This is a genomic window from Deinococcus sp. AB2017081, from assembly GCF_034440735.1.
Taxonomy (GTDB): Bacteria; Deinococcota; Deinococci; order Deinococcales; family Deinococcaceae; genus Deinococcus; species Deinococcus rufus.
The window spans coordinates 3,554,390-3,572,898 of sequence record NZ_CP140098.1; the positions used below are offsets into that span (position 1 = coordinate 3,554,390).

General features: G+C 69.1%; 25 protein-coding genes. 15 read left to right on the forward strand and 10 right to left on the reverse strand.

Annotation, left to right across the window (positions count from 1 at the left end; translation table 11 throughout):
- Positions 1 to 254: 254 nt before the first annotated feature.
- From U2P90_RS17335 to U2P90_RS17355, 5 genes are all read right to left on the reverse strand, one after another.
- Positions 255 to 1,139, reverse strand: a complete 885-nt coding sequence (locus U2P90_RS17335) for a TAXI family TRAP transporter solute-binding subunit (protein WP_295819663.1) — start codon at positions 1,137 to 1,139, stop codon at positions 255 to 257.
- A 20-nt stretch (positions 1,140 to 1,159) separates the two neighbouring features.
- Positions 1,160 to 1,345, reverse strand: coding sequence for a hypothetical protein (locus U2P90_RS17340; RefSeq protein ID WP_322473109.1), 186 nt, complete (start codon positions 1,343 to 1,345; stop codon positions 1,160 to 1,162).
- Positions 1,342 to 2,094: a hypothetical protein gene (locus U2P90_RS17345; protein ID WP_322473110.1), complete on the reverse strand. Its 753-nt coding sequence runs from the start codon at positions 2,092 to 2,094 to the stop codon at positions 1,342 to 1,344. Before U2P90_RS17345 ends, U2P90_RS17340 begins: the two co-directional genes overlap by 4 nt.
- 53 nt (positions 2,095 to 2,147) lie before the next feature.
- Positions 2,148 to 2,708 (reverse strand): peroxiredoxin, encoded by a 561-nt coding sequence (locus U2P90_RS17350; protein ID WP_322473111.1) that lies wholly within the window; start codon positions 2,706 to 2,708, stop codon positions 2,148 to 2,150.
- Positions 2,709 to 2,833: 125 nt separating this feature from the next.
- Positions 2,834 to 4,669, reverse strand: coding sequence for an acyl-CoA dehydrogenase C-terminal domain-containing protein (locus U2P90_RS17355; protein WP_322473112.1), 1,836 nt, complete (start codon positions 4,667 to 4,669; stop codon positions 2,834 to 2,836).
- Positions 4,670 to 4,913: 244 nt separating this feature from the next.
- Between U2P90_RS17355 and U2P90_RS17360 the strand changes: the two genes are divergently transcribed.
- The 5 genes from U2P90_RS17360 (at position 4,914) to U2P90_RS17380 (ending at position 7,079) form a co-directional block, all read left to right on the forward strand.
- Positions 4,914 to 5,609, forward strand: coding sequence for a Crp/Fnr family transcriptional regulator (locus U2P90_RS17360; RefSeq protein ID WP_295819651.1), 696 nt, complete (start codon positions 4,914 to 4,916; stop codon positions 5,607 to 5,609).
- A 57-nt stretch (positions 5,610 to 5,666) separates the two neighbouring features.
- On the forward strand, positions 5,667 to 6,191 hold the full coding sequence (locus tag U2P90_RS17365) for a GNAT family N-acetyltransferase (RefSeq protein WP_322473113.1): 525 nt from the start codon (positions 5,667 to 5,669) through the stop codon (positions 6,189 to 6,191).
- Positions 6,192 to 6,195: 4 nt separating this feature from the next.
- On the forward strand, positions 6,196 to 6,366 hold the full coding sequence (locus tag U2P90_RS17370; protein WP_322473114.1) for a hypothetical protein: 171 nt from the start codon (positions 6,196 to 6,198) through the stop codon (positions 6,364 to 6,366).
- A 104-nt stretch (positions 6,367 to 6,470) separates the two neighbouring features.
- Positions 6,471 to 6,695, forward strand: a complete 225-nt coding sequence (locus U2P90_RS17375) for a hypothetical protein (RefSeq protein ID WP_322473115.1) — start codon at positions 6,471 to 6,473, stop codon at positions 6,693 to 6,695.
- Between the two features lie 24 nt (positions 6,696 to 6,719).
- On the forward strand, positions 6,720 to 7,079 hold the full coding sequence (locus U2P90_RS17380) for a tRNA-binding protein (protein WP_295819645.1): 360 nt from the start codon (positions 6,720 to 6,722) through the stop codon (positions 7,077 to 7,079).
- Between the two features lie 3 nt (positions 7,080 to 7,082).
- Here U2P90_RS17380 and U2P90_RS17385 read toward each other — a convergent pair whose 3' ends face one another.
- The 4 genes from U2P90_RS17385 to U2P90_RS17400 all read right to left on the reverse strand — a co-directional run bounded on the left by U2P90_RS17385 (position 7,083) and on the right by U2P90_RS17400 (position 9,515).
- Complete coding sequence (locus tag U2P90_RS17385; protein WP_295819642.1) at positions 7,083 to 7,436, reverse strand: DUF2089 domain-containing protein; 354 nt, start codon at positions 7,434 to 7,436, stop codon at positions 7,083 to 7,085.
- An 88-nt stretch (positions 7,437 to 7,524) separates the two neighbouring features.
- Positions 7,525 to 8,244, reverse strand: coding sequence for an SHOCT-like domain-containing protein (locus U2P90_RS17390; protein ID WP_295819639.1), 720 nt, complete (start codon positions 8,242 to 8,244; stop codon positions 7,525 to 7,527).
- A 31-nt stretch (positions 8,245 to 8,275) separates the two neighbouring features.
- A complete protein-coding gene (locus U2P90_RS17395) occupies positions 8,276 to 8,581 on the reverse strand; it encodes a hypothetical protein (RefSeq protein ID WP_322473116.1) in 306 nt (101 codons plus the stop codon).
- A gap of 49 nt (positions 8,582 to 8,630) precedes the next feature.
- Positions 8,631 to 9,515, reverse strand: a complete 885-nt coding sequence (locus U2P90_RS17400; protein ID WP_322473117.1) for a hypothetical protein — start codon at positions 9,513 to 9,515, stop codon at positions 8,631 to 8,633.
- A gap of 192 nt (positions 9,516 to 9,707) precedes the next feature.
- Here U2P90_RS17400 and U2P90_RS17405 point away from each other — a divergent pair, with 192 nt between their 5' ends.
- From U2P90_RS17405 to U2P90_RS17435, 7 genes are all read left to right on the forward strand, one after another.
- Entirely contained in the window at positions 9,708 to 11,096 is a 1,389-nt protein-coding gene (locus tag U2P90_RS17405; protein ID WP_322473118.1) for an RNB domain-containing ribonuclease, read from the forward strand.
- A 170-nt stretch (positions 11,097 to 11,266) separates the two neighbouring features.
- On the forward strand, positions 11,267 to 11,536 hold the full coding sequence (locus tag U2P90_RS17410) for a hypothetical protein (protein WP_295819630.1): 270 nt from the start codon (positions 11,267 to 11,269) through the stop codon (positions 11,534 to 11,536).
- A 46-nt stretch (positions 11,537 to 11,582) separates the two neighbouring features.
- Positions 11,583 to 11,924 carry a hypothetical protein gene (locus tag U2P90_RS17415; protein ID WP_295819627.1) on the forward strand — a complete coding sequence of 114 codons (342 nt, stop codon included), beginning with the start codon at positions 11,583 to 11,585 and terminating at the stop codon, positions 11,922 to 11,924.
- A 65-nt stretch (positions 11,925 to 11,989) separates the two neighbouring features.
- The gene (locus U2P90_RS17420; protein WP_322473119.1) at positions 11,990 to 12,379 is read left to right on the forward strand and encodes a hypothetical protein; all 390 of its coding nucleotides are present in this window, start codon (positions 11,990 to 11,992) and stop codon (positions 12,377 to 12,379) included.
- Positions 12,380 to 12,387: 8 nt separating this feature from the next.
- On the forward strand, positions 12,388 to 13,446 hold the full coding sequence (locus tag U2P90_RS17425; RefSeq protein WP_322473120.1) for an agmatine deiminase family protein: 1,059 nt from the start codon (positions 12,388 to 12,390) through the stop codon (positions 13,444 to 13,446).
- A gap of 8 nt (positions 13,447 to 13,454) precedes the next feature.
- Positions 13,455 to 13,856 carry a hypothetical protein gene (locus U2P90_RS17430; RefSeq protein WP_322473121.1) on the forward strand — a complete coding sequence of 134 codons (402 nt, stop codon included), beginning with the start codon at positions 13,455 to 13,457 and terminating at the stop codon, positions 13,854 to 13,856.
- Between the two features lie 29 nt (positions 13,857 to 13,885).
- Positions 13,886 to 15,043, forward strand: a complete 1,158-nt coding sequence (locus U2P90_RS17435; protein WP_322473122.1) for a GNAT family N-acetyltransferase — start codon at positions 13,886 to 13,888, stop codon at positions 15,041 to 15,043.
- 3 nt (positions 15,044 to 15,046) lie between these two features.
- On the opposite strand, the gene U2P90_RS17440 is transcribed toward U2P90_RS17435, so the two are convergent.
- Entirely contained in the window at positions 15,047 to 15,700 is a 654-nt protein-coding gene (locus U2P90_RS17440; RefSeq protein ID WP_322473123.1) for a DsbA family oxidoreductase, read from the reverse strand.
- 116 nt (positions 15,701 to 15,816) lie between these two features.
- On the opposite strand from U2P90_RS17440, the gene U2P90_RS17445 reads away from it, so the two are divergent.
- The 3 genes from U2P90_RS17445 to U2P90_RS17455 are packed head-to-tail and all read left to right on the forward strand — an operon-like array spanning position 15,817 to position 18,505.
- Positions 15,817 to 16,971: a substrate-binding domain-containing protein gene (locus tag U2P90_RS17445; RefSeq protein ID WP_322473124.1), complete on the forward strand. Its 1,155-nt coding sequence runs from the start codon at positions 15,817 to 15,819 to the stop codon at positions 16,969 to 16,971.
- Positions 16,968 to 17,720, forward strand: coding sequence for a molybdate ABC transporter substrate-binding protein (modA, locus tag U2P90_RS17450; RefSeq protein ID WP_295819612.1), 753 nt, complete (start codon positions 16,968 to 16,970; stop codon positions 17,718 to 17,720). The genes U2P90_RS17445 and modA overlap by 4 nt, the downstream gene beginning before the upstream one ends.
- Positions 17,717 to 18,505 (forward strand): ABC transporter permease, encoded by a 789-nt coding sequence (locus tag U2P90_RS17455; protein WP_322473125.1) that lies wholly within the window; start codon positions 17,717 to 17,719, stop codon positions 18,503 to 18,505. The genes modA and U2P90_RS17455 overlap by 4 nt, the downstream gene beginning before the upstream one ends.
- Positions 18,506 to 18,509: the final 4 nt, after the last annotated feature.

Genomic DNA, 18,509 nt, shown 5'->3' on the forward strand with positions numbered 1-18,509 from the left:
GGTATCAGCGCCTTGCCCGTGCCCTGAGCGCCCTGCTGGCAGAGGCATATGCGGAGGGTCACAGCCCGAATGGACAGCCCTGCACCCTCGCCATCCTGGCCTTCCACGCAGCCGACACCAGTCCACGCAGCCTGTCCCACACGCTCAGCTCGTTCCACGGTGCGGAGTGACGCACAGGGCGCTCCCACCCGGAAGCGCCCTTCATCCCTCTTCTGTCTGCCGTCTGCCGTCTGCTCTCAGCCCTCAGCCCCTCCTCACTTGTACTGCGGCCACGGCCAGGTCTTGAAGGTCACTTCCTGCCACTTGGGGTGCATGCCCTCGTCTTCCTGAAGGTTCACCAGTTTGGCGATGGCGCACTTCTGGTAGTCCAGCAGGATCTTCTTCTTGTCGGCCGTCTTGAAGTCGCGGGTGGCCAGGACGCTCTGTACGGCGACGGTGGGCACGCTGCCCGCCCCGAGGTTCGGGTACAGCAGCTTGGCGCTGGAATAAATCCCGTCCAGCGCGGCATTGAACGGCACCGGCACCATATTCACGGCGGCGGGGTTCAGATCCCGAACCCACGTGGCGGGCTGTCCGACCACGGCCAGCACGGCGTCGGCCTGGCCGCCGTTCAGGGCCGCGAAGGCGGCGTCCCGGTCTTTCACGCTCAGGATGGTGTAGGCCACGCCCAGCTTGGCGCTCAGCACCTTGGCGGTGATCAGGCTGCCGCCCCACGCCGCCACGCGCTTGCCCTTCAGGTCAGCGAAGGTGGTCACGCCGGTCGTGGTGGTCTTGCCGAAGATGTTCTTCTTCACGACCGCCGGCTTCGCGAACAGGTGGACTTCCTCGGCGTGCAGGGGCAGCAGCGCCCGGATGTTCTCCACGCGGGGATCCTGATCAATCTGCTGCTTGGCCTTCAGGACGTCGCTCTGCACGAAGGCCAGTGACACCTGATTGCTCAGGAGCAGGTCGATGTTCTCCAGGCTGCCGCTGGTGCCGCGTTCTTTCAGATACGCGCTCTGGGCGCACTGCACGCCGATGTTCTTGAACATGGCCGCGTAGGTGCCGGTCGGGCTGCCGGTCGCCACGTTCAGGAAGGTGGCGGGGGCGGCCTGCGCGGCGGGGAGCGTCAGGGCGAGGGTCAGGGCGAGTGCTTTCACGTCGGTCCTCCAGATAGGGGTCATTTCAGGTCGCCATAGCCGTCGCCGGTGCTGGGCGTTCCCACGGGCGCACTGGGCGAGGCCGGGGTGGGGGTGGTCGCGTTCTGGGCACCGCCGAAGGCTCCGAGCTGATCCAGCACGATCACCGCCACGCACGCCACCAGAATCAGGCCGAGCAGCGTGCCGATCACGCGGGAGCGGTTCAAGGCGTGCCCCCACGACCCGCACGGCTGCTGTCCTGACCGGCCGTGAGCGCCTGATCCAGCAGTTCGGCGTTGCGCCCGGCCCGCCGCGCGATCTCGGACAGGGCCGATTCCGTCACGTGGCGGTCTTCCGCGCTCAGGTTTGCCTGCTGCAAGGCCGAGGCGACGTTGCCCTTGGCCTGCGCGAGCTGCGTGTCGATCCGGGCCTTGCGGATCTGCCGGTCGAATTCCACCAGATCGGCCTTCAGGTCGGTCAGGTGGGTCTGGGCGCGGGCAAAGGCGTCTTTACTGACCTGCAGGTCGCCCTCCCAGCGGGCCACGTCGGCAGCGTCCATGTCCGCGCGGTTCGCGTCGATCAGGCGGCGGAAGTCCGCGAGGTGCCCGTTGGCCTCCTGAAGCTGCTGGGCCTTGGCCGTGATCAGGTTCTCGAACTGCTGGCGCTGCCCGATCAGGGTCTCCAGCGGCATGGCCCGCGCCACGGCCTCTCTGGCCCGCACCCGCGAGGCATTCAGCGCCTGGAGGAGGGCCGGCATCAGGACGATCACGGCCAGCACCGCCACACCGAAGGCCACGATGGTCACGGTCGTCAGGGCCACATTGAACAGCGCCACGACCGCGCCCGCCAGCACGGTCAGGCCCAGCAGGCTCCCGCCCGTCGCCAGCGCGATGTGCCCCCCGGACACCCGGCGCGGCGCGAGATCACCGGCAGGCTGGGTCGTGATGACAGTCTGGGGTTTCACCGGCTTGGTCATACTCTCTTATACGCCGACCAGCGCGGGGGGGTTGCGGTTCGGCGGGGGGGTACTCAGGCCGGGTGGGCCGACAGCCACGCGAGGACATCCTGCGCGTTCCGGTCTGGTGGGAACACGGGATAGAAGACATGCTCGATCACGCCGTCCCGCACGATCAGTGTCACGCGGCACAGCAGCGTCTCGCCGCCCGCCTCAAAAGTCGGCAGGGCCAGCGCCTGCGCCAGGGCCATGTCCGCGTCGGACAGCAGGGCAAAGGGCAGGTGCAGCCGCGCCGCCGCCTCCTGCTGGTACGCGGTGTCCTGCACGCTCAGGCCGACCACCCGCGCCCCGGCCGCCGCAAGTTCGGCGTGATGGTTCCGGAACGCACAGGACTGCGGCGTGCAGCCACGTGCCCCCGGCAGCATGTCCCAGTCGTCGGGCATGGCGTGATCAGGCCGCGCGGTCTTCGGATAGGCGTACACCACACTGCGGCCCGGCCACGCTGACACGTCGTGCTGCTGGCCGTCCGTGCCGGGCAGCGGCAGGGCTGGCCAGCGCTGCCCCGTCAGGTGGGCACAGGCCCCGTCGTCCACAGGCGCAGGAAGATCGGCCGGCAGCGTCTGGAAGTCGCCCATGGGGGGAGCATACCGGCCCGCGACGATAGGAACAGCTGGGGCAGGATGCACGGTTGACAGCACCGCGCCCCCATCCGATGTGGACGGAGGCGCGGCGTTCGGTTCTCTGGGTGGACTCTCTACGTTTACGCGTTCACAAGGCCGTGTTCCCAGCCGAACACGGCGCGGTCGTCCACGGCCAGCGTCTCGTTGCCGGCCTTGATGGTCGCGGCCAGGGCCTTGGTCTCGGGGAACAGCTTGGCGAAGTAGAACTTCGCGGTCTGCACCTTGGCCAGGTAGAAGCCGTCCCTGTCGTTGCCGGCGTCGATGTTGTCCTGGGCGATCTTCGCCATGCGGGCCCACAGGTAGCCGTACACGACGTGCCCGAAGAACCGCAGGTAGTCCACGGCGGCAGCGTTCACCTCGTCGGCGCCGCCCTCGGCCATGGCCTTCTGGCCGATCACCATGGTCAGGCTGCCGAGCTGCTGCGCCGCCTTGCCGAGCTGGGTCACGTACTCGCCGATGTGCTCGTCGCCCTCGTGTTCCTCGACGAACTCCTGCAGGGTCGCGGCGAGCTTCTGGAGCTTCTTGCCGCCGTCCATGAGCACCTTGCGGCCCAGCAGGTCGAGGGCCTGGATGCCGTTGGTGCCCTCGTAGATCTGGCCGATCCGGGCGTCGCGGACGAACTGCTCCATGCCCCATTCCTGGATGTAGCCGTGGCCGCCGAAGACCTGCTGGCTCTGCACGGCAACGTTGAAGCCGTTGTCGGTCATGAAGGCCTTGGCGATGGGGGTCAGCAGGGCGACCAGATCGGCCGCTTCCTGACGCTTGCCCTCGTCGGGGTGGTGGTGCTCGGTGTCGATGCTCAGGGCCAGCCACATGGCCATGGCGCGGCCGGCCTCGGTGTAGGCCTTGCCGGTCAGCAGCATGCGGCGCACGTCCGGGTGGACGAGGATCGGGTCGGCGTTCTCTGCGGGGGTCACGCGGGGCTCGTGGCGCATCTGGAGGCGATCCTTGGCGTAGGCCAGGGCGTTCTGATACGCGACCTCGCCCAGACCCAGGCCCTGGAGACCGGTGCCCAGACGGGCGGCGTTCATCATGATGAACATGTGGTTCATGCCCTTGTTGATCTCGCCGACCAGGAACCCCTTGGCGCCGTCGAAGTTCAGGACGGCGGTGGCGTTGCCATGGATGCCCATCTTGTGCTCCAGGCTGCCGCACACGACGCCGTTGCGCTCACCGGGCCTGCCCTCGGGCGTGGGCAGGTACTTGGGCACGAGGAACAGCGAGATCCCCTTGGTGCCCTGAGGGCTGCCCTCCAGGCGGGCCAAGACGAGGTGAAGGATGTTCTCGGCCATGTCGTGCTCGCCGGCCGAGATGAAGATCTTGGTGCCGGTGATCGCGTAGGTGCCGTCGCCGTTCTCGGTGGCCTTCGTGCGGATGATGCCCAGGTCGGTGCCGGCGTGGGGTTCGGTGAGGCACATGGTGCCGGTCCACTCGCCACTGACGAGCTTGGGCAGGTACAGATCCTTGAGGTCGTCGCTGCCGACCGCATGCAGGGCGGTGTACGCGCCGTGTGACAGGCCGGGGTACATGCCCCACGCGACGTTCGCGGAGTTGAGCATCTCGACCAGCGCGTTGCTCACGAGGTGCGGCATGCCCTGCCCGCCGTAGGCGGGGTCGGCATCCAGGGCGGTCCAGCCGGCCTCACGGTATTTCTTGTAGGCGGCCTTGAAGCCGGTGGGGGTGGTGACCTCGCCGTCGTCGTGGCGGACGCAGCCTTCCTGGTCACCGACACGGTTCAGGGCGACGAGTTCACCCTCCACGAACCGCGCCGCCTCGCCCAGCACCTGATCCATCAGGTCGCCGTCGGCGGTCTCGTTGCCGGTATAGTACGGCATCTGCTGGAGCTGCTGCTCGGCGCCGAGCAGTTCGGTCATGACGAATTTCATGTCGCGCAGGGGGGCCTTGTACGTGGGCATGGATGCTCCTCCTTGGATGGGGACAGCCCACCCTCACGGTGGCCTCCCCGCACTACTATTTGGACTGAGTATAAAACTTTTTCGACCGAAAGTCACGTGGCCTTCCGTCTCGGTGGGCTGCCCGCTGTCACCTCCCGTTCACCGGGCACTCATGTCAACTGACCGGCCGCCCACCCGGATCGATCGGTGTTGAACGATCTTCCGTGCGTGGGGCCGGGATTTTTCAGGTATCCTGTGACGGATCATGAACTATCCGAGCCTGGTCTGGCACCTCAAGCGAACAGAATTGTTTGCCGACCTGGAACTGGCTGAACTGGAACGTGTGGCTGCCACCACGCCGTACCGCTCGTTCCAGCCCGGCGAGGTCATCTACCGCATGGATGACCCGGCCGACGCCCTGTACTTCGTGCGCAGCGGCCTCGTGAAGATCAGCAAGCTCTTTCCCAACGGCAAGGAGGCGATCCTGGGGGTCATCGGGCAGCACGACACCTTCGGGGAACTGCTGCTGCAGCCCGAGGAACGCCGCCCCACGCAGGCCGAGGCCCTGGAGCGCACCGTGCTGATCGTGCTCCCCCGTGCGGAGCTGCAGAAACTGCTGAACACCAAACCAGACCTTGCCATGAAACTGATCCGCCTGATGGCCGCCCGGTTCTTCGAGGCCCAGGCGTGGACGGCCACCGTGAACGCCTACTCGGCCCCGGAACGCGTCGCCAGCCTGCTGTACCGGCTGGCGCGTGAATTTGGCCGCCCCCACAACCAGGGTGTGGAGCTGAACCTGAAACTCAATCAGGAGGACATCGCCCGCATGGTCGGCGCGACCCGCGAGACGGTCAGCCACTCACTGGGCAAGCTCAAGCAGGACGGCGCGATCGTCCGTGCCCGCACGCCCATCGTGGTGCGGATGGACGCCCTGCGGCGCTATATCGACGCCGGGAACTGAACGGCAGGCAGGCTATCTGGCGCAGGCACCCGCCCGCGCCTGTTTCTATGCTGCCGTATGGCCGTCACGATCCGCCCCGCCACGCCTGCCGACGCCCCCGGTATCGCCCACATTCATGTCACGAGCTGGCGCGAGACCTACGCGGGCCTCATCCCAGACGACTTCCTGAATCGCATGACCAGCGACGACATGCGGGCACGGCGCGAGGCGAACTGGCAGCGCACCATCGCAGACCATCTGGAAGACGTCTGGATCGCCGTGCAGGAGGGCAGGGTGGTCGCCTTCGCCTCGGCCGGGCCGCCCCGCGATCACCCCGGCCACGACGCGGAACTGACGACGCTGTACTGTCTGCAGGCCTCTCAGGGCCACGGTACCGGCCGGGCACTGCTGGCGGCGGTCACGCAGGCAGTGGCCGACCGCGGCGCACGCAATCTGGCCCTGTGGGTGCTGGACGTGAACCCGACCCGCCAGTGGTACGCCCGGCAGGGCGCACGGGAAGCCGGCTCAAAGACCGATGGCCCGCTCACCGAGATCCGCATGGTCTGGGATGACCTGAGCCCATTGCTGAGCCGGTTACCATAGACCCATGTCGGGGCCGCCGCCCAGAGCGATGAGCGTGGAGGAATACCTCGCGACGGAGGAGAAGAGTCCGTATAAGCGGGAGTATGTGGGCGGCTTCGTGTATCCGCTGCACGCCCAGGCCGGGGCCAGTAAGCGACACACGCTGATCGGGACGAACATTCTGGGCACGCTATGACCGCTTCGGCAAATACGGCATGTATACCGCCATTCCCAGCCTGGAAACGTACCTGGAGCATTTGTCATAAAGATCCGTTCTTTGTGACCGAGCGAAGCGAGTGAATGTCATTGAGCAGTTGGAAGAATGGAAGCATCAGACGCCGTTGGTCTGATGCTGTAATACGGACAACTGCTCTGATCGTCGAGCAGCACTCGCGGCGGGTCTACGCCTACCGCCACCACGGCCAGGACTGGAAACTCAGCGATCTGGAGGGCACGGGCGAGGTCGATCTGCCCTGCCTGGGCCGCCGCCTGACCCTGGACGAGATCTACCGGGGCGTGCTGTAGGGCTGCCCTGTGCCACCCTGATCCATGGCGACCGAACTGAAAGACACCGTGACCTTTGAGGAGACCCTGGGCCGACTGGACATCCGGCTGGGCACCGTCGTGGACGTGCAGCCTGCACCAGGCGCACCGAAAGCGTCGTACCGCGTGACCATCGACTTCGGGAAGTTCGGACGGCGCGTCAGCGTGGGCCGCTTCACCGGGCATCCAGAGGCCGAGCTGCTGGGCAAGCAGGTGGTCGGCGTGCTGAACTTCGCGCCCCGCGAGATCGGCGAGAACATGTCTGAGGTGCTGATCCTGGGTGTGCAGTTCCCCGGGGCGGCCAGCGGCGAGGCCACGTTCCTGACTCCGGCGACGCCGGCGAAGATCGGCAGCAAGGTGTTCTGAGCCTCAGCGCCGCAGCTTCCTCGCCGCTTCCTCAGGTGTGATCTCGCCGCGTTCCAGGCTGCTCAGCACCTGGGCATGGGGGTCGGCCAGCTCCGGCTCGTAGCCGATGGCCCGCAGCAGCGTGTCGAAGCGGGCCCGCACCGTGGGGTAGCTGACACCCAGCACGCGCTCGACCTCTTTCAGGTTGCCGCGCACGCGGATGTACAGCCGCAGGAACTCCAGGTTGTCGGGGGTCAGCACCGCGAACTCGTTCAGCTCGAACACGCCGCGCACGGTCACGCCGCTGGTGGGAAAGCGCAGCTCGGTGACCAGCGGCGACTCGGACTCGTCGGGAAAGGGCAGGGGCAGGGGGCGCATACGGGTCATGGTAAGCAGAGAGCAGAGAGCAGAGGGCACGGAGCCCCCGAATGTCTGGCCCTCTGCCCTCTGCTGTCAGCTCTCTGCATCACTTGATCGAGATGTGCACTTCGTTGCCGTGCTGATCCTCGGCATCGATCAGGGGGCCGGGGCTGGGGGACGCCTCGATCAGCAGCCGCAGGGCGTCCAGGGTGAAGCCGGCGCTCTCCAGCGCGGCCTGTCCGTGGGGCGGGATCAGACGGTCGAGGTGCGGCGCGAGGCTCACGGGGATGTTGGCGCTGTATTCGTCTCCGTGCTGGGACTCGACCTGAATCCGCAGGATGCGGCCCGAGGGGCCACGGCCGGCACGGGGGGCATTGCCCTCGACGGCACGTTCGAGTTCGTCGGCAAAGCGTTCCATATGGGCCTCCACGTCTTCACCCAGGCGTTCGGCGCGGCCGGCGAACTGGGCAGCCACCTGCTCGATCCGTGCGGACAGTCGCTCGCCCAGGTCATCCAGGCCACCGCGCCGGCCCCGGCGGCTGTCGTAGGTGTAGCTGTAGGCCGGGCCGGACTGCGGCGGGCGGGGCGGATAGGGCGGCGGCGGTGGCGCAGGTGGCGTGTCGTTCAGGCCACGCAGCAGCAGCAGGTGCTCGGCGACCTGATCGGTGTTCAGTTCCTCGCGGGCCAGCAGGGAGGCCACGAATTCGCGGTCGCTGTCGGTCAGGGCCAGTCTGGAATTCAGCGCGGCCAGCAGGGGCGCGGCGTCCTCCAGGCTGAGCTTGCCGGCCCGGATCAGGTCAAGGATGCGTTTGACTTTCTCTTTCATAGGGGTGTCCTTGGGCGGATGAGGCGTACGGTCACGGCAGGTCAGCCTGGACGCTCCGGACGGGCCGGGACATGTCCGGGGCCGGAGTGAGTGCCAGGTGGCCGCCGACCGTCATGACCAGCGGGTGGGCCAGGGCCGCGCGGCGCTGATGACGGGCGTACAGCTGTTCGGGCGTTTCGTGCCTCCACAGCGCGGCCCACAGGCGCCGCCACGCCGACGGCGCGGGCACGGGCTGAACCGTGCGTGAGACGATGGGCCGCAGGGCAGTGTCCGGCAGCCGGCGGCGCACCCGCCATCCAGCAGGGGAACCAGGCTTGCGGTGGGAAGTGGTGGTCATGATGAAGCCTCCTGGGCGGGTGAGGGCGGGTGGGCGGCGGGGCGGGGATTTACGCGGTGTGGAGCTTGACCTGACCGGCCGCGACACGGCAGCTCAGGGTGGCTTCACCGCTGCCGAGCTGGCCGGCGTGGTGCGTGGTGACAAAGGAACCGGTCTTCTGGGTGGGAAAGTCGGCCTTGAAGGCCCCGACCGTCACGTCGGCATCCACGCGCAGCGACGAGCCCTGCTTCAGGTGCAGGGTGGCGTTGCCGGCGTTGACCTCCAGGCGGTGGTCGCCGCCGGACAGCACGCCCGCCCACTTGAGGTTGCCGCCGTTCACGCTGGCGTTCACGCTGTGGGCACCCGTCAGCGACAGGTTGCCGCCGTTGACGTTCAGGTGGGTGGGGCCGCCCATCTCGGCGGCCGTCAGGTTGCCGCCGTTCACGTCGGCCTTCAGGCTGGCGGCACGGCCCATGCGGACATTGCCGCCGTTGACCTCGGCGATCATCTCGCCCCCCACATCGGGCAGGGTCAGGTTGCCGCCGCTGACCTCGGCCCGCACGTGGCGCGGGGCGAAGGGCACGCTCAGGACAGCGCGGACATTGTTCCAGCTGCCATGCGGCTGCCCTGGCCGTCGGGCGACGCGCCAGCCCTGCGGCGTGGCAGCCAGCATCACGCGGCCGTCCTCGCTGGCGTGCAGCTGCGGCTGGCTCAGCCCGCCGTCAGTCACGACCTGCAGGGTGTAGCCGCTCACGTCCAGGATCAGATCCGGGGGAACGTCGCCAGGGTTCGTGCCCTCCGCGACCTCGCGGAACTGCAGGGACTGGCCGGACTCGCTGCCCGTGGGCGTGCTGCCCTCCAGCAGCCCCTGGCCCTCCTCGGGGGTGAGTTTGCCATCGGCCACCAGACGTTCGATCTGTGCACGGAATTCCTCGGGCTGGGTACTGTCACTCATGCTCGCCTCCTGGGTAAATAGAAACATATATTTTATAGATTGTCAAACTTGATCTACCTTAATTTCGATAATATGGGCTCGAAGGGCACAGCTCGGCGCCATGGTGGCTCCCAGGCCGACTAGAATCAGGCAGATGGAAAGTCTGGCTTTACACCCTGCCCATCCGACACCGACCCACTATCCTGAACGCACATGACTGCCCCCCTGCCGGATCTGACTCCCGCCCAGCGCACCGAGATCGAGTTGCTGGCCCGTGGGAAGCAGGACAGGAGCCGCACCCTGCGCGAGTTGGGCTACAGCGAGACCCCCGAGGCCGCGCACGCCCTGCTGCTGAGGCTGGGCCTGTGGCCCGAGTCGCGCACGCCCTATGCCGACCGGCTGCACGCGACCACCGTGCCCCTGAACCTGCCCGTCCCGCCCTTCCCCGACGAGCCCCGGCTGGATCTGACGCATCTGGAGGCCTGGGCCATCGACGACGAGGGCAACCGCGATCCGGACGATGCTGTGGGCTCCGAGGCGCTGCCCGGAGGCGCGACCCGCCTGTGGGTGCACGTGGCCGACGTGGCCGCCCTGGTGCCCCCGGACAGCCCACTGGACGAGGCGGCCCGCTCGCGCGGCGCGACGCTGTACCTGCCGGACTCGACGACCGGCATGCTGCCCGACGCGCTGGTCGAGCAGGCGGGCCTGGGCCTGCATGGCACCTCGCCCGCGCTGTCGGTGTCGCTGGATCTGGACGCCGAGGGCAACGCCGACGCCGTGGATGTGCAGCTCACGACCGTGCGGGTCACGCGCCTGAGCTACACGCAGGCGCAGCAGCGGCTGGACGCGGGCGACCCGGCCTTCGTGGCGCTCGCACGCCTCGCGCGGGCCAGCCGTGCGCTGCGCGAGAGCGAGGGGGCCATCAGCATCGACCTGCCGGAGGTGCGCCTCAAGGCCGACGAGCACGGCGTGACGATCACCCCCACCCCCAAGCCCGAGATGCGCTTCGTGGTGCAGGAGTGCATGACCCTGGCCGGCTGGGGCGCGGCGATCTTCGCCGACGACAACGGCATTCCGGTGCCCTTCGCCACGCAGGATCACCCCACCCGCGAGGTGCGCGGCGAGGGCCTGAGCGCCCACTGGGCCCGCCGCCGCACTCTGGCCCGCACGCGCTTCCAGCAGTCGCCCGGCCCGCACCACGGCATGGGCCTGGACGTGTACGTGCAGGTCACGAGCCCCATGCGCCGCTATCTGGATCTGGTCGTGCACCAGCAGCTCCGGGCCTTCCTGGCCGGGGCCGATCCCATGCCCGGCCGCGTGATGGCGTCCCACATCGCGCAGGCGGCACTGAATGCCGATGCCACGCGGCAGTCCGAACGCCTGAGCCGCCGCCACCACACCCTGCGCCACGTGGCGGCCCACCCGGAGCGCGAGTGGACGGCGATCGTCGTGGATCGCCGGGGGCCGCAGGCCACGCTGCTGATCCCGGAACTGGCGCTGGATCTCCAGCTCAGCTCGTCCGCGCCGCTCGGCAGCGAGGTGCGCGTGGTGCTGGAGGGTGTGACCCTCCCGACCTTGGGTGTCCGGGCGCGGATCGTCTGAGCGGCACCGGGTCATCCACCCATCTGTGGGTGTGGCCGCCGGGCAGCACGACGCGTTGCAGTAATTCGTGTGCCCCATTTCGTTCAGGGCCGAAGAAGTGCGTGTATGACGCTGCCAATGCTGCTTCATCTTTCATTCACGTGGACGGCCGACCGCTTACACTGCCGTTTATGAAGGTCGTCAGCAGCGCACAGCGCGACATCGTGTCCCTCCGCATGAGCCACTGCCGTGCCGAGCATGCTGCCGCAGAAGCGCGTTATCACCTCGCCGTGCTCCACTACCGCGAGTGCCTGGAGAGCGCCGAGCAGCGCGAGGATCTGCGGGCAACCCGGTTCTTCGCCGCCCGGCTCGCGGAGTGCTACGCCGCCATGGATCTGAGCGACAAGGCGGCGCAGTTCCAGGCGCTGGCAGGGGCGGACGACACACCGCTGCTGGGCTAGGCCCCGCCGTCAGGTGGCCTTCAGGCCCACGCTGGACACTGTCCTCATGAGACGCATCCTGCTCCTGTTGACCCTGGGCTGCTCCTCGCTGGCGGCCGCCGCCACCGTGACCCTGACGCCGGGACAGACCGGCCACCTGGGCGACCAGACCGTCACGCTGCTGCGCGTGCAGGACAGCCGCTGCCCGATCAATGCCCGCTGTATCCGGGCCGGGGAGCTGACCGCCACCGTGCTCGTCCGGCGCGGCCGGCTGCTGCGTCTGCTCACACTGGAACTTCCGGAGACCACCACCCGGCCGTGGGCCGGCGTGGGCCTGACCTGGGCCTCCGACGTCGAGATCGGCAAGCGCGTGCCGCTTCAGGTCACGCTCACCGACGGCCCGACGTGAGCCACCGGTTCCGACCTCCCCCAGTCCTGCCCGCCTTGACCTGACCTTCATGGAACAATCGGGGCGTGTGGCTCCTCGCGCTGGAGATCTACTTCTGGGCCGTCGTCGGCGTCTCGCTGATCTGCGGTGTCGCCGGTCTGCTGGGCTGGACGTGGCGATCACCGCCCCCGGCCAGCCCACTGGCCCAGCTGTCCGAGGCGATCTTCACGACGGTGGTGGCGAGCGCCGCACTGGCACCGCTCTATTACCTTCAGGTCATCGCCTTCGATGCCCTGCAACTTCCGGGCTGGGTGATCCGGCTGGAGGCGGTGCTCACGGTGTTCTACATCCTCTCGGTGACCCTGCGCTGCATCAGTACCCTGGATCGGCCCAACCCCGTGTACGTCGTGCCACTCATGATTGCCTGGCATGGTCTGCAGATCCTGAAATCCGCTGCCGATTTCGGTCTGGTCTAATACCCGGCATGACCCACGCCGATCCCCACGACCCCACCCCGCGCGACCTGGGCTTTGCCATGCCGCCCGAATGGGCACCCCACGCGGCCACGTGGATGAGCTGGCCCGCCGATGACGACCTGTGGTTCGGCCATCTGGAGGACGTGCGGGCCGAGTTCACGGCGCTGATCCGCACGATTGCCCGTTTCGAGCCCGTGCAGCTGCTGGTGCGCGACGACGAGAGCGAGACCGACGCCCGCGCCCGCCTGGCGGGTGCCGACGTGACATACCACCGCGTTCCACTGGATGACGTGTGGGTGCGTGACAACGGGCCGATCTTCGTGCGCCGCGAGGGGGGCGAGCTGGCCCTGACCGACTGGCGCTTCAACTCGTGGGGCGGCAAATTCAACTGGGAGAACGACGACCGCGTGCCGGACTACGTGGCGAACCACCTGGGGATGCACCGCTGGGCACTGCCCTTCGTGCTGGAGGGCGGCGGCCTGGAGGTGAACGGCGCGGGGGTGGGCCTGACCACGCGCTCGTGCTTCCTGACGGCCACCCGCAACCCCGGCCTGACCGAGGAGGGCTACGCGGCGCTGCTCGCGGACACCCTGGGCGTGCAGAAGCTGCTGTGGCTGGACGGCGGCCTGGAGAACGACCACACCGACGGGCACATCGACACCATCACCCGATTCACCGACGAGACGACCATCGTGACCAGCGTGGAACCCGACGAGGACGACCCCAACCACGAGGTCATGGCCCACAACCTGATCGCCCTGCGCAGGATGACCGACGTGCACGGCCAGCCCTTCCGGATCGTAGAGTTGCCCCTGCCCGCCGATCATCTGGAGGGGGCCGAGGGCCGGTTGCCCCCCACCTACGCGAATTTCTACATCGGCAACGGCTTCGTGGTCGTGCCGCAGTACGGCGATCCGAACGACGCCCCTGCGCTGGAGATCCTGACGCCGCTGTTCCCGGGCCGCGAGGTCATCGGCGTGAGCAGCCGCGCGATCATCGAGGGCGGCGGGTCGTTCCACTGCGTCACGCAGCAGCAGCCGGACGGGACGGTGTGGAGTGGGGATTGAGCCCAGCCGTGGATGATCCCGTGAGCCCCTTCCGGCCGCTGCCGCAGGATCACCCGGACTGCATCGTGGAGTGCCGGGCCTGCAAGTGGCGCTGGACGGTCTACCAGCAGCAGATCGGCCTGCCCCTGCGCTGTCCGGTGTGCGGATCGGCCGACCGGCAGGTATACGTGGGAACCATGGGTGTCGGTTCCGGGCGGCAGGTGGCCTTCAGCAGCTTCCGAATTCTGCTTGACGACCGGCGCGTCCTGACGATGATCGAGACGTGGCTGACGCTGCGGCACGTCGGCGGGGAGCAGTTCGTGGACGCGGCAGATCGGAACGTGCCTCTGGCCGACATCCACCACGCCATCCAGGGTCGGGCGGAATGGCAGGGGGCGCTGTACAACGTCTACATGAATCGCGTGCGGTAGGGTCGGACGTCCCGTGTCACAGTGACCGCATGACCGACCTCGACCTGGGCGGTGGCTACACCCTGCGCCCGATCCCCGTGGCGGAGTACCGCGCCGCGTGTGCCCGTCTGGAGGGGCAGATCTTCGGCGGGAACTGGCTGTACGACTTCGGCCCACCGACCAGGGTTCCGGTGCCGCTGGGCGAGACCTTCAGCTGGGGGCTCTTCCATGCCGATGAGCTGATCGGCTGGCAGTTCTCGCACCAGACGGACGAACGCACGGTCTCCATGGCCGACACCGGCGTCCTGCCCGGGCACCAGGGCCGGGGCCTGTACACCCGGATGCTGCCGCACGTGCTGGACACCTTCCGCGCGGCCGGATACACGCTGGTCACCAGCCACCACCGCGCCACCAACAACCGCGTGATCATTCCCAAGCTGCGGGCCGGATTTCTGGTGCAGGGCCTGAACCTGTACGAGGGCGGCCTGAACGTCGCGCTGACCCTGAGTCTGGACAGCGCATACCGGGACGCGATGCACGTCCGCAGCGGCTTCCAGCAGGCGCATGGCGAGGCCGCCCGGCGGCTGGGGGTGTCTCCCCTGCCCCGTCCGGATGCGCCGCCCCCGCCCGGACTGGCGCTGCCGGACGACGCCGGGCCGGGCACCGACCTGGGGAGCGGCTACGCACTGCACGCCGTCCCGGACGCGACGTACCGCCACATCTACGCGCAGCTGGAGGCCGCCGTGTACGACACGGTCTCCTTCGACTGGCCGCACCCCGCGCCCCTGCCCCCGCTGGCCGCGCCGCAGTACACGTGGCTGGTCGGCCACGCGGGTCAGGTCGTGGGCTGGCACGCCTCGCGGCAGGCGGACACCCGCACGGCGTACATGGCGAACACCGCCCTTCTGCCCGCCCACCGGGGCCAAGGCCTGTACACCCGCCTGCTGCCGGTCGTCCTGGCATTCCTGCGCGATCAGGGCTACGACCTTGTCCGCAGCCGCCACCACGCCACGAACAGCGCCGTGCTGATCCCCAAGCTGCGGGCCGGCTTCCGGCTCCAGGGGCTGGAGGTCGGGGAACACGGCGTCATGGCAGTGCTGATGCTCAGCTTCGACGACCCGTACCGCGAGTACATGGACGTCCGCAGCGGCCTGACCCGCCCTACAGGTGAGGTCGCGCAGCGTCTGGGACTGGACGGCGGCAGCTGAGCGCTACGCGACCCGTTTCGCCGGTCGGTTCCTCGCGCGCTTGATGGTCGCCACGCCGGGATCGCTGCGGAGCACCGTCGTGTACAGGTTCCACCACTCGCGGGCCGTGGCCGGGTCGCGGGTCAGGTTCTCGAAGCGGTAGTACGCGGCCTCGCCACCGGGCAGCACGAAGGTGGGGGTGCCGAACACACCGATCTCACGGGCGGCGTCCTGCTCGGCGCGCAGGGCGTCCCGCAGCGCGGCCTCGTCGTGGCGATCCTGCGCGAACCGGCCCTGGTCGAGGCCAGCGGTCTGCGCGGCGGCCGCGATGGTCTGGTCGTCCAGGGGCTTCTTCTCCTCGTGGTGTGCCCGGAACAGGGCCAGCGCGAAGGCCCACGCGGCCTCCTCGCCCTGGCGGGCGGCCGCGGTCGCGGCCAGGAAGGACCGCAGGCTGGGCGTCTGGTAGGCCATGTACCCTTCACCGTCCGGGGCGTCCAGCGGCTGATCGGCGAGGCTCCAAGTGTGGGTCTTCTGGTTCTGGGCGTGGTTGCCCTCGACCAGGGCGAAGTGGCGCAGGCGGAAGGTCTCGCCCTGATCCCGCAGCACCGCGGCCAGTTCCACCCCACGCCACGCGTAGGGGCACAGGAAGTCGATGAAGACATCGGTGTGGTCAGACATCTGCGGAGTGTAGGCCCCCGGGTACCGCTGCACAGGGCCACTTCATCCATTCCGCCGCCGTCCGCAGACTGTCGCGTCCGCTTGACGCTGCGTCACGTCAGGGCTACGCTCCAGGCATGTCCAGCCCAGATCCAGCGTGGCACTCGCACGTGCGCGAGCGGCGCGAGGCCGTGAACCGCCGGGCCGTGGACGTGGCGCGGCTGACCGGCATCACGCGGCAGGCGCTGCATGCCATCGAATCCGGCAGTACGGTGCCCGGCACCCTGACGGCCCTGCGGCTGGCGCAGGTGCTGGGCTGCACGGTCGAGGCGCTGTTCACGCTGTCCGAGACCCCGACCATGCTGGAGGCGGCTCCTGTTGGCCCTGTCCTGCCCGGGGGCCGGGTGCAGCTGGCCGACGTGGACGGGCAGCTGCTGGCCTTCGCGCTGGCCGGCGCGTCCCTGACCGAGACCGCCGACGGCCAGGTGCAGGGACGCGCCGGGGGCCACGTGAACGTGGTGCCGTTCGGCCCGGCGGCAGACGCGCTGGACGTGGCCCGCCGCACCGCCGTGGTCGCCGGCTGTGATCCGTCGCTGGGCCTGCTGGCCGCCCACGTCGCGCGGCTGGGGGGGCCCGGGCGCGTGCAGATGCATGACCTCTCCAGCATCGACGCCCTGCGGGCCGTGGCGCGGGGCGAGGCGCACGCGGCGGGGATCCACCTGTGGGACGCCGGGAGTGGCGTATCGAACCTGCCCTTCGTGGAACGCGAGTGGCCGGGCCGCCCCGCGCAGCTGTACACCCTGTGGTCGTGGGAGCAGGGCCTGATCGTGGCGCGGGGCAATCCGCACGGCATCACTGGCCCGGCCGACCTGACGCGCCCGGAACTGCGCCTCGTGAACCGGGAGGCCGGGGCGGGCAGCCGCCTGCTGCTCGATGCGTGGCTCGACGGCGTGGGCATGACACGCCGCGCCCGCCGCCACCTGAACGGCTACGCGGACGAGGCGACCACGCCGCTGGACGCCGCCGGCCGGGTCGCGGCCGGGACGGCGGACGTGGCTCCCGGCCCGCGCTCGGCGGCGCTGGCACTGGGCCTGGAGTTCGTGCCCGTGCAGGTCGAGCGCTTCGATCTGGTCGTGCCGGCGGAACACGCGGCGCACCCCGGCATCGTGGCACTGCTCGCCGCCGTCGCGCGGCCCGGCTTCCGCGCCGAACTCCAGGCGCTGGGCGGCTACGACCCCACGCACGCCGGCGAGGTCTGGGCCTCCCTTCCCTCACCCCCGAGGTCACCATGAGACGACTCCTGCTCCTGTCCGCGCTGCTGACCGGCACGGCCCACGCGGCCTCCCTGACCGTCCTGGCCGCGTCCTCCCTGACCGACGCCTTCACCGAGATCGGCCGGGCCTTCGATGCCCGAACCGGCACCACCACCACCTTCAGCTTCGCCGGGTCACAGGCGCTGCGGGCCCAGCTCGAACAGGGGGTGCGGGCCGACGTGTACGCCAGCGCGAATGCCACGCAGTTCGATCCGCTGGTGAAGTCCGGGCTGGTCAGTGCCGGGCAGCCCTTTGTCCGCAACCGGCTGGCGATCATCGCGCCCGCCGGCAGCACGAAGGTCACGACCCTGGCCGACCTGGGCAAGGGTGGCGTGAAACTCGTCCTGGCCGACAGGGCCGTGCCGGTCGGCGACTACTCGCGCCGGATGCTGGCCGCCATCGACGCCAGCGGCACCTACGGCCGGGACTTCTCGGCGCGGGCGCTGAAGAATGTCGTCAGCGAGGAGCCGAACGTGCGTCAGGTCGCGCTGAAGGTCTCGCTGGGCGAGGCGGACGCCGCCGTCGTATACGCCACCGACGTCACGCCGTCCCTGAAATCGAGGGTGCGCGTGATCGCCCTGCCCACCCGCTTCAACCAGAGTGCCCGCTATCCCATCGGCACCGTGAAGGGCAGTGCCCAGCCGGCCACCGCCGACGCTTTCGTGAAATACGTGCTGTCGCCGGCAGGGCAGGCGATCCTCCGCAAGTGGGGCTTCCAGGCCCCTTGACCCGCCCCGCCCGTCCCCCCGCCCTCCCCGTGGCCCTGAGCCTCGTGCTGGTCGCGTTCCTGCTGCTGCCCACGCTGGCGCTGCTGGTGCGCGGCGTGAACGCCGACTTCCTGCCGCTGCTGGGGGGCGCGGTCGTGCAGGACGCCCTGCGGGTCAGCCTGCTCACCACGGGCTGCACGCTGCTGCTCACGGTCGTGTTCGTCACACCGGTCGCGTGGCTGCTGGCCCGCTTCGACTTTCCCGGCAAGGCGGTGCTGGACACGCTGCTCGACCTGCCGATCGTGCTGCCGCCAGTCGTGGCGGGCGTGGGCCTGCTGTTCGCCTTCGGGCGCAACGGGTTGCTGGGGCCGCCGCTGGAACTCGCGGGCATCACGCTGGCGTTCTCGCCGGCAGCGGTGGTGCTGGCACAGATGTTCACGTCCGCGCCCTTCTACCTGCGGGCCGCCAAATCAGGCTTTCAGGCCGTCGACCCGGAGGTTGAGGCCGCCGCCCGCACCGATGGCGCGGGCCGCTGGGCCGTGTTCCGCCATGTCACGTGGCCCCTGGCCGCCACGTTTCTGCTCGAAGGGCTGGTGCTCACGTGGGCCCGCGCCCTGGGCGAGTTCGGCGCGACCATCCTGTTCGCGGGATCGCTCCAGGGCACGACCCGCACCGTCACCCTCGCCATCTACGCTGCCATGGAGTCCGACCTCGCGCCCGCACTGGCCCTCTCGGCGGTCATGGTCATCGTGGCGTTCAGCCTGCTGCTGGTGGTGCGGGTGATCGCAGCCCGGCGGCTGGCCTGAAGAC

Excerpts from the sequence above, each read along its gene's own strand:
- U2P90_RS17355 (WP_322473112.1), bottom strand. The coding sequence starts at position 4,669 with ATGCCCACGTACAAGGCCCCCCTGCGCGACATGAAATTCGTCATGACC.
- U2P90_RS17390 (WP_295819639.1), bottom strand. The coding sequence starts at position 8,244 with ATGAAAGAGAAAGTCAAACGCATCCTTGACCTGATCCGGGCCGGCAAG.
- U2P90_RS17440 (WP_322473123.1), bottom strand. The coding sequence starts at position 15,700 with ATGTCTGACCACACCGATGTCTTCATCGACTTCCTGTGCCCCTACGCG.
- U2P90_RS17425 (WP_322473120.1), top strand. The coding sequence starts at position 12,388 with ATGACCCACGCCGATCCCCACGACCCCACCCCGCGCGACCTGGGCTTT.
- U2P90_RS17360 (WP_295819651.1), top strand. The coding sequence starts at position 4,914 with ATGAACTATCCGAGCCTGGTCTGGCACCTCAAGCGAACAGAATTGTTT.
- U2P90_RS17415 (WP_295819627.1), top strand. The coding sequence starts at position 11,583 with ATGAGACGCATCCTGCTCCTGTTGACCCTGGGCTGCTCCTCGCTGGCG.
- U2P90_RS17375 (WP_322473115.1), top strand. The coding sequence starts at position 6,471 with ATGTCATTGAGCAGTTGGAAGAATGGAAGCATCAGACGCCGTTGGTCT.
- U2P90_RS17435 (WP_322473122.1), top strand. The coding sequence starts at position 13,886 with ATGACCGACCTCGACCTGGGCGGTGGCTACACCCTGCGCCCGATCCCC.
- U2P90_RS17385 (WP_295819642.1), bottom strand. The coding sequence starts at position 7,436 with ATGCGCCCCCTGCCCCTGCCCTTTCCCGACGAGTCCGAGTCGCCGCTG.
- U2P90_RS17405 (WP_322473118.1), top strand. The coding sequence starts at position 9,708 with ATGACTGCCCCCCTGCCGGATCTGACTCCCGCCCAGCGCACCGAGATC.
- U2P90_RS17445 (WP_322473124.1), top strand. The coding sequence starts at position 15,817 with ATGTCCAGCCCAGATCCAGCGTGGCACTCGCACGTGCGCGAGCGGCGC.
- U2P90_RS17380 (WP_295819645.1), top strand. The coding sequence starts at position 6,720 with ATGGCGACCGAACTGAAAGACACCGTGACCTTTGAGGAGACCCTGGGC.
- U2P90_RS17400 (WP_322473117.1), bottom strand. The coding sequence starts at position 9,515 with ATGAGTGACAGTACCCAGCCCGAGGAATTCCGTGCACAGATCGAACGT.
- U2P90_RS17350 (WP_322473111.1), bottom strand. The coding sequence starts at position 2,708 with ATGGGCGACTTCCAGACGCTGCCGGCCGATCTTCCTGCGCCTGTGGAC.
- U2P90_RS17345 (WP_322473110.1), bottom strand. The coding sequence starts at position 2,094 with ATGACCAAGCCGGTGAAACCCCAGACTGTCATCACGACCCAGCCTGCC.
- U2P90_RS17370 (WP_322473114.1), top strand. The coding sequence starts at position 6,196 with ATGTCGGGGCCGCCGCCCAGAGCGATGAGCGTGGAGGAATACCTCGCG.
- modA (WP_295819612.1), top strand. The coding sequence starts at position 16,968 with ATGAGACGACTCCTGCTCCTGTCCGCGCTGCTGACCGGCACGGCCCAC.
- U2P90_RS17395 (WP_322473116.1), bottom strand. The coding sequence starts at position 8,581 with ATGACCACCACTTCCCACCGCAAGCCTGGTTCCCCTGCTGGATGGCGG.
- U2P90_RS17365 (WP_322473113.1), top strand. The coding sequence starts at position 5,667 with ATGGCCGTCACGATCCGCCCCGCCACGCCTGCCGACGCCCCCGGTATC.
- U2P90_RS17410 (WP_295819630.1), top strand. The coding sequence starts at position 11,267 with ATGAAGGTCGTCAGCAGCGCACAGCGCGACATCGTGTCCCTCCGCATG.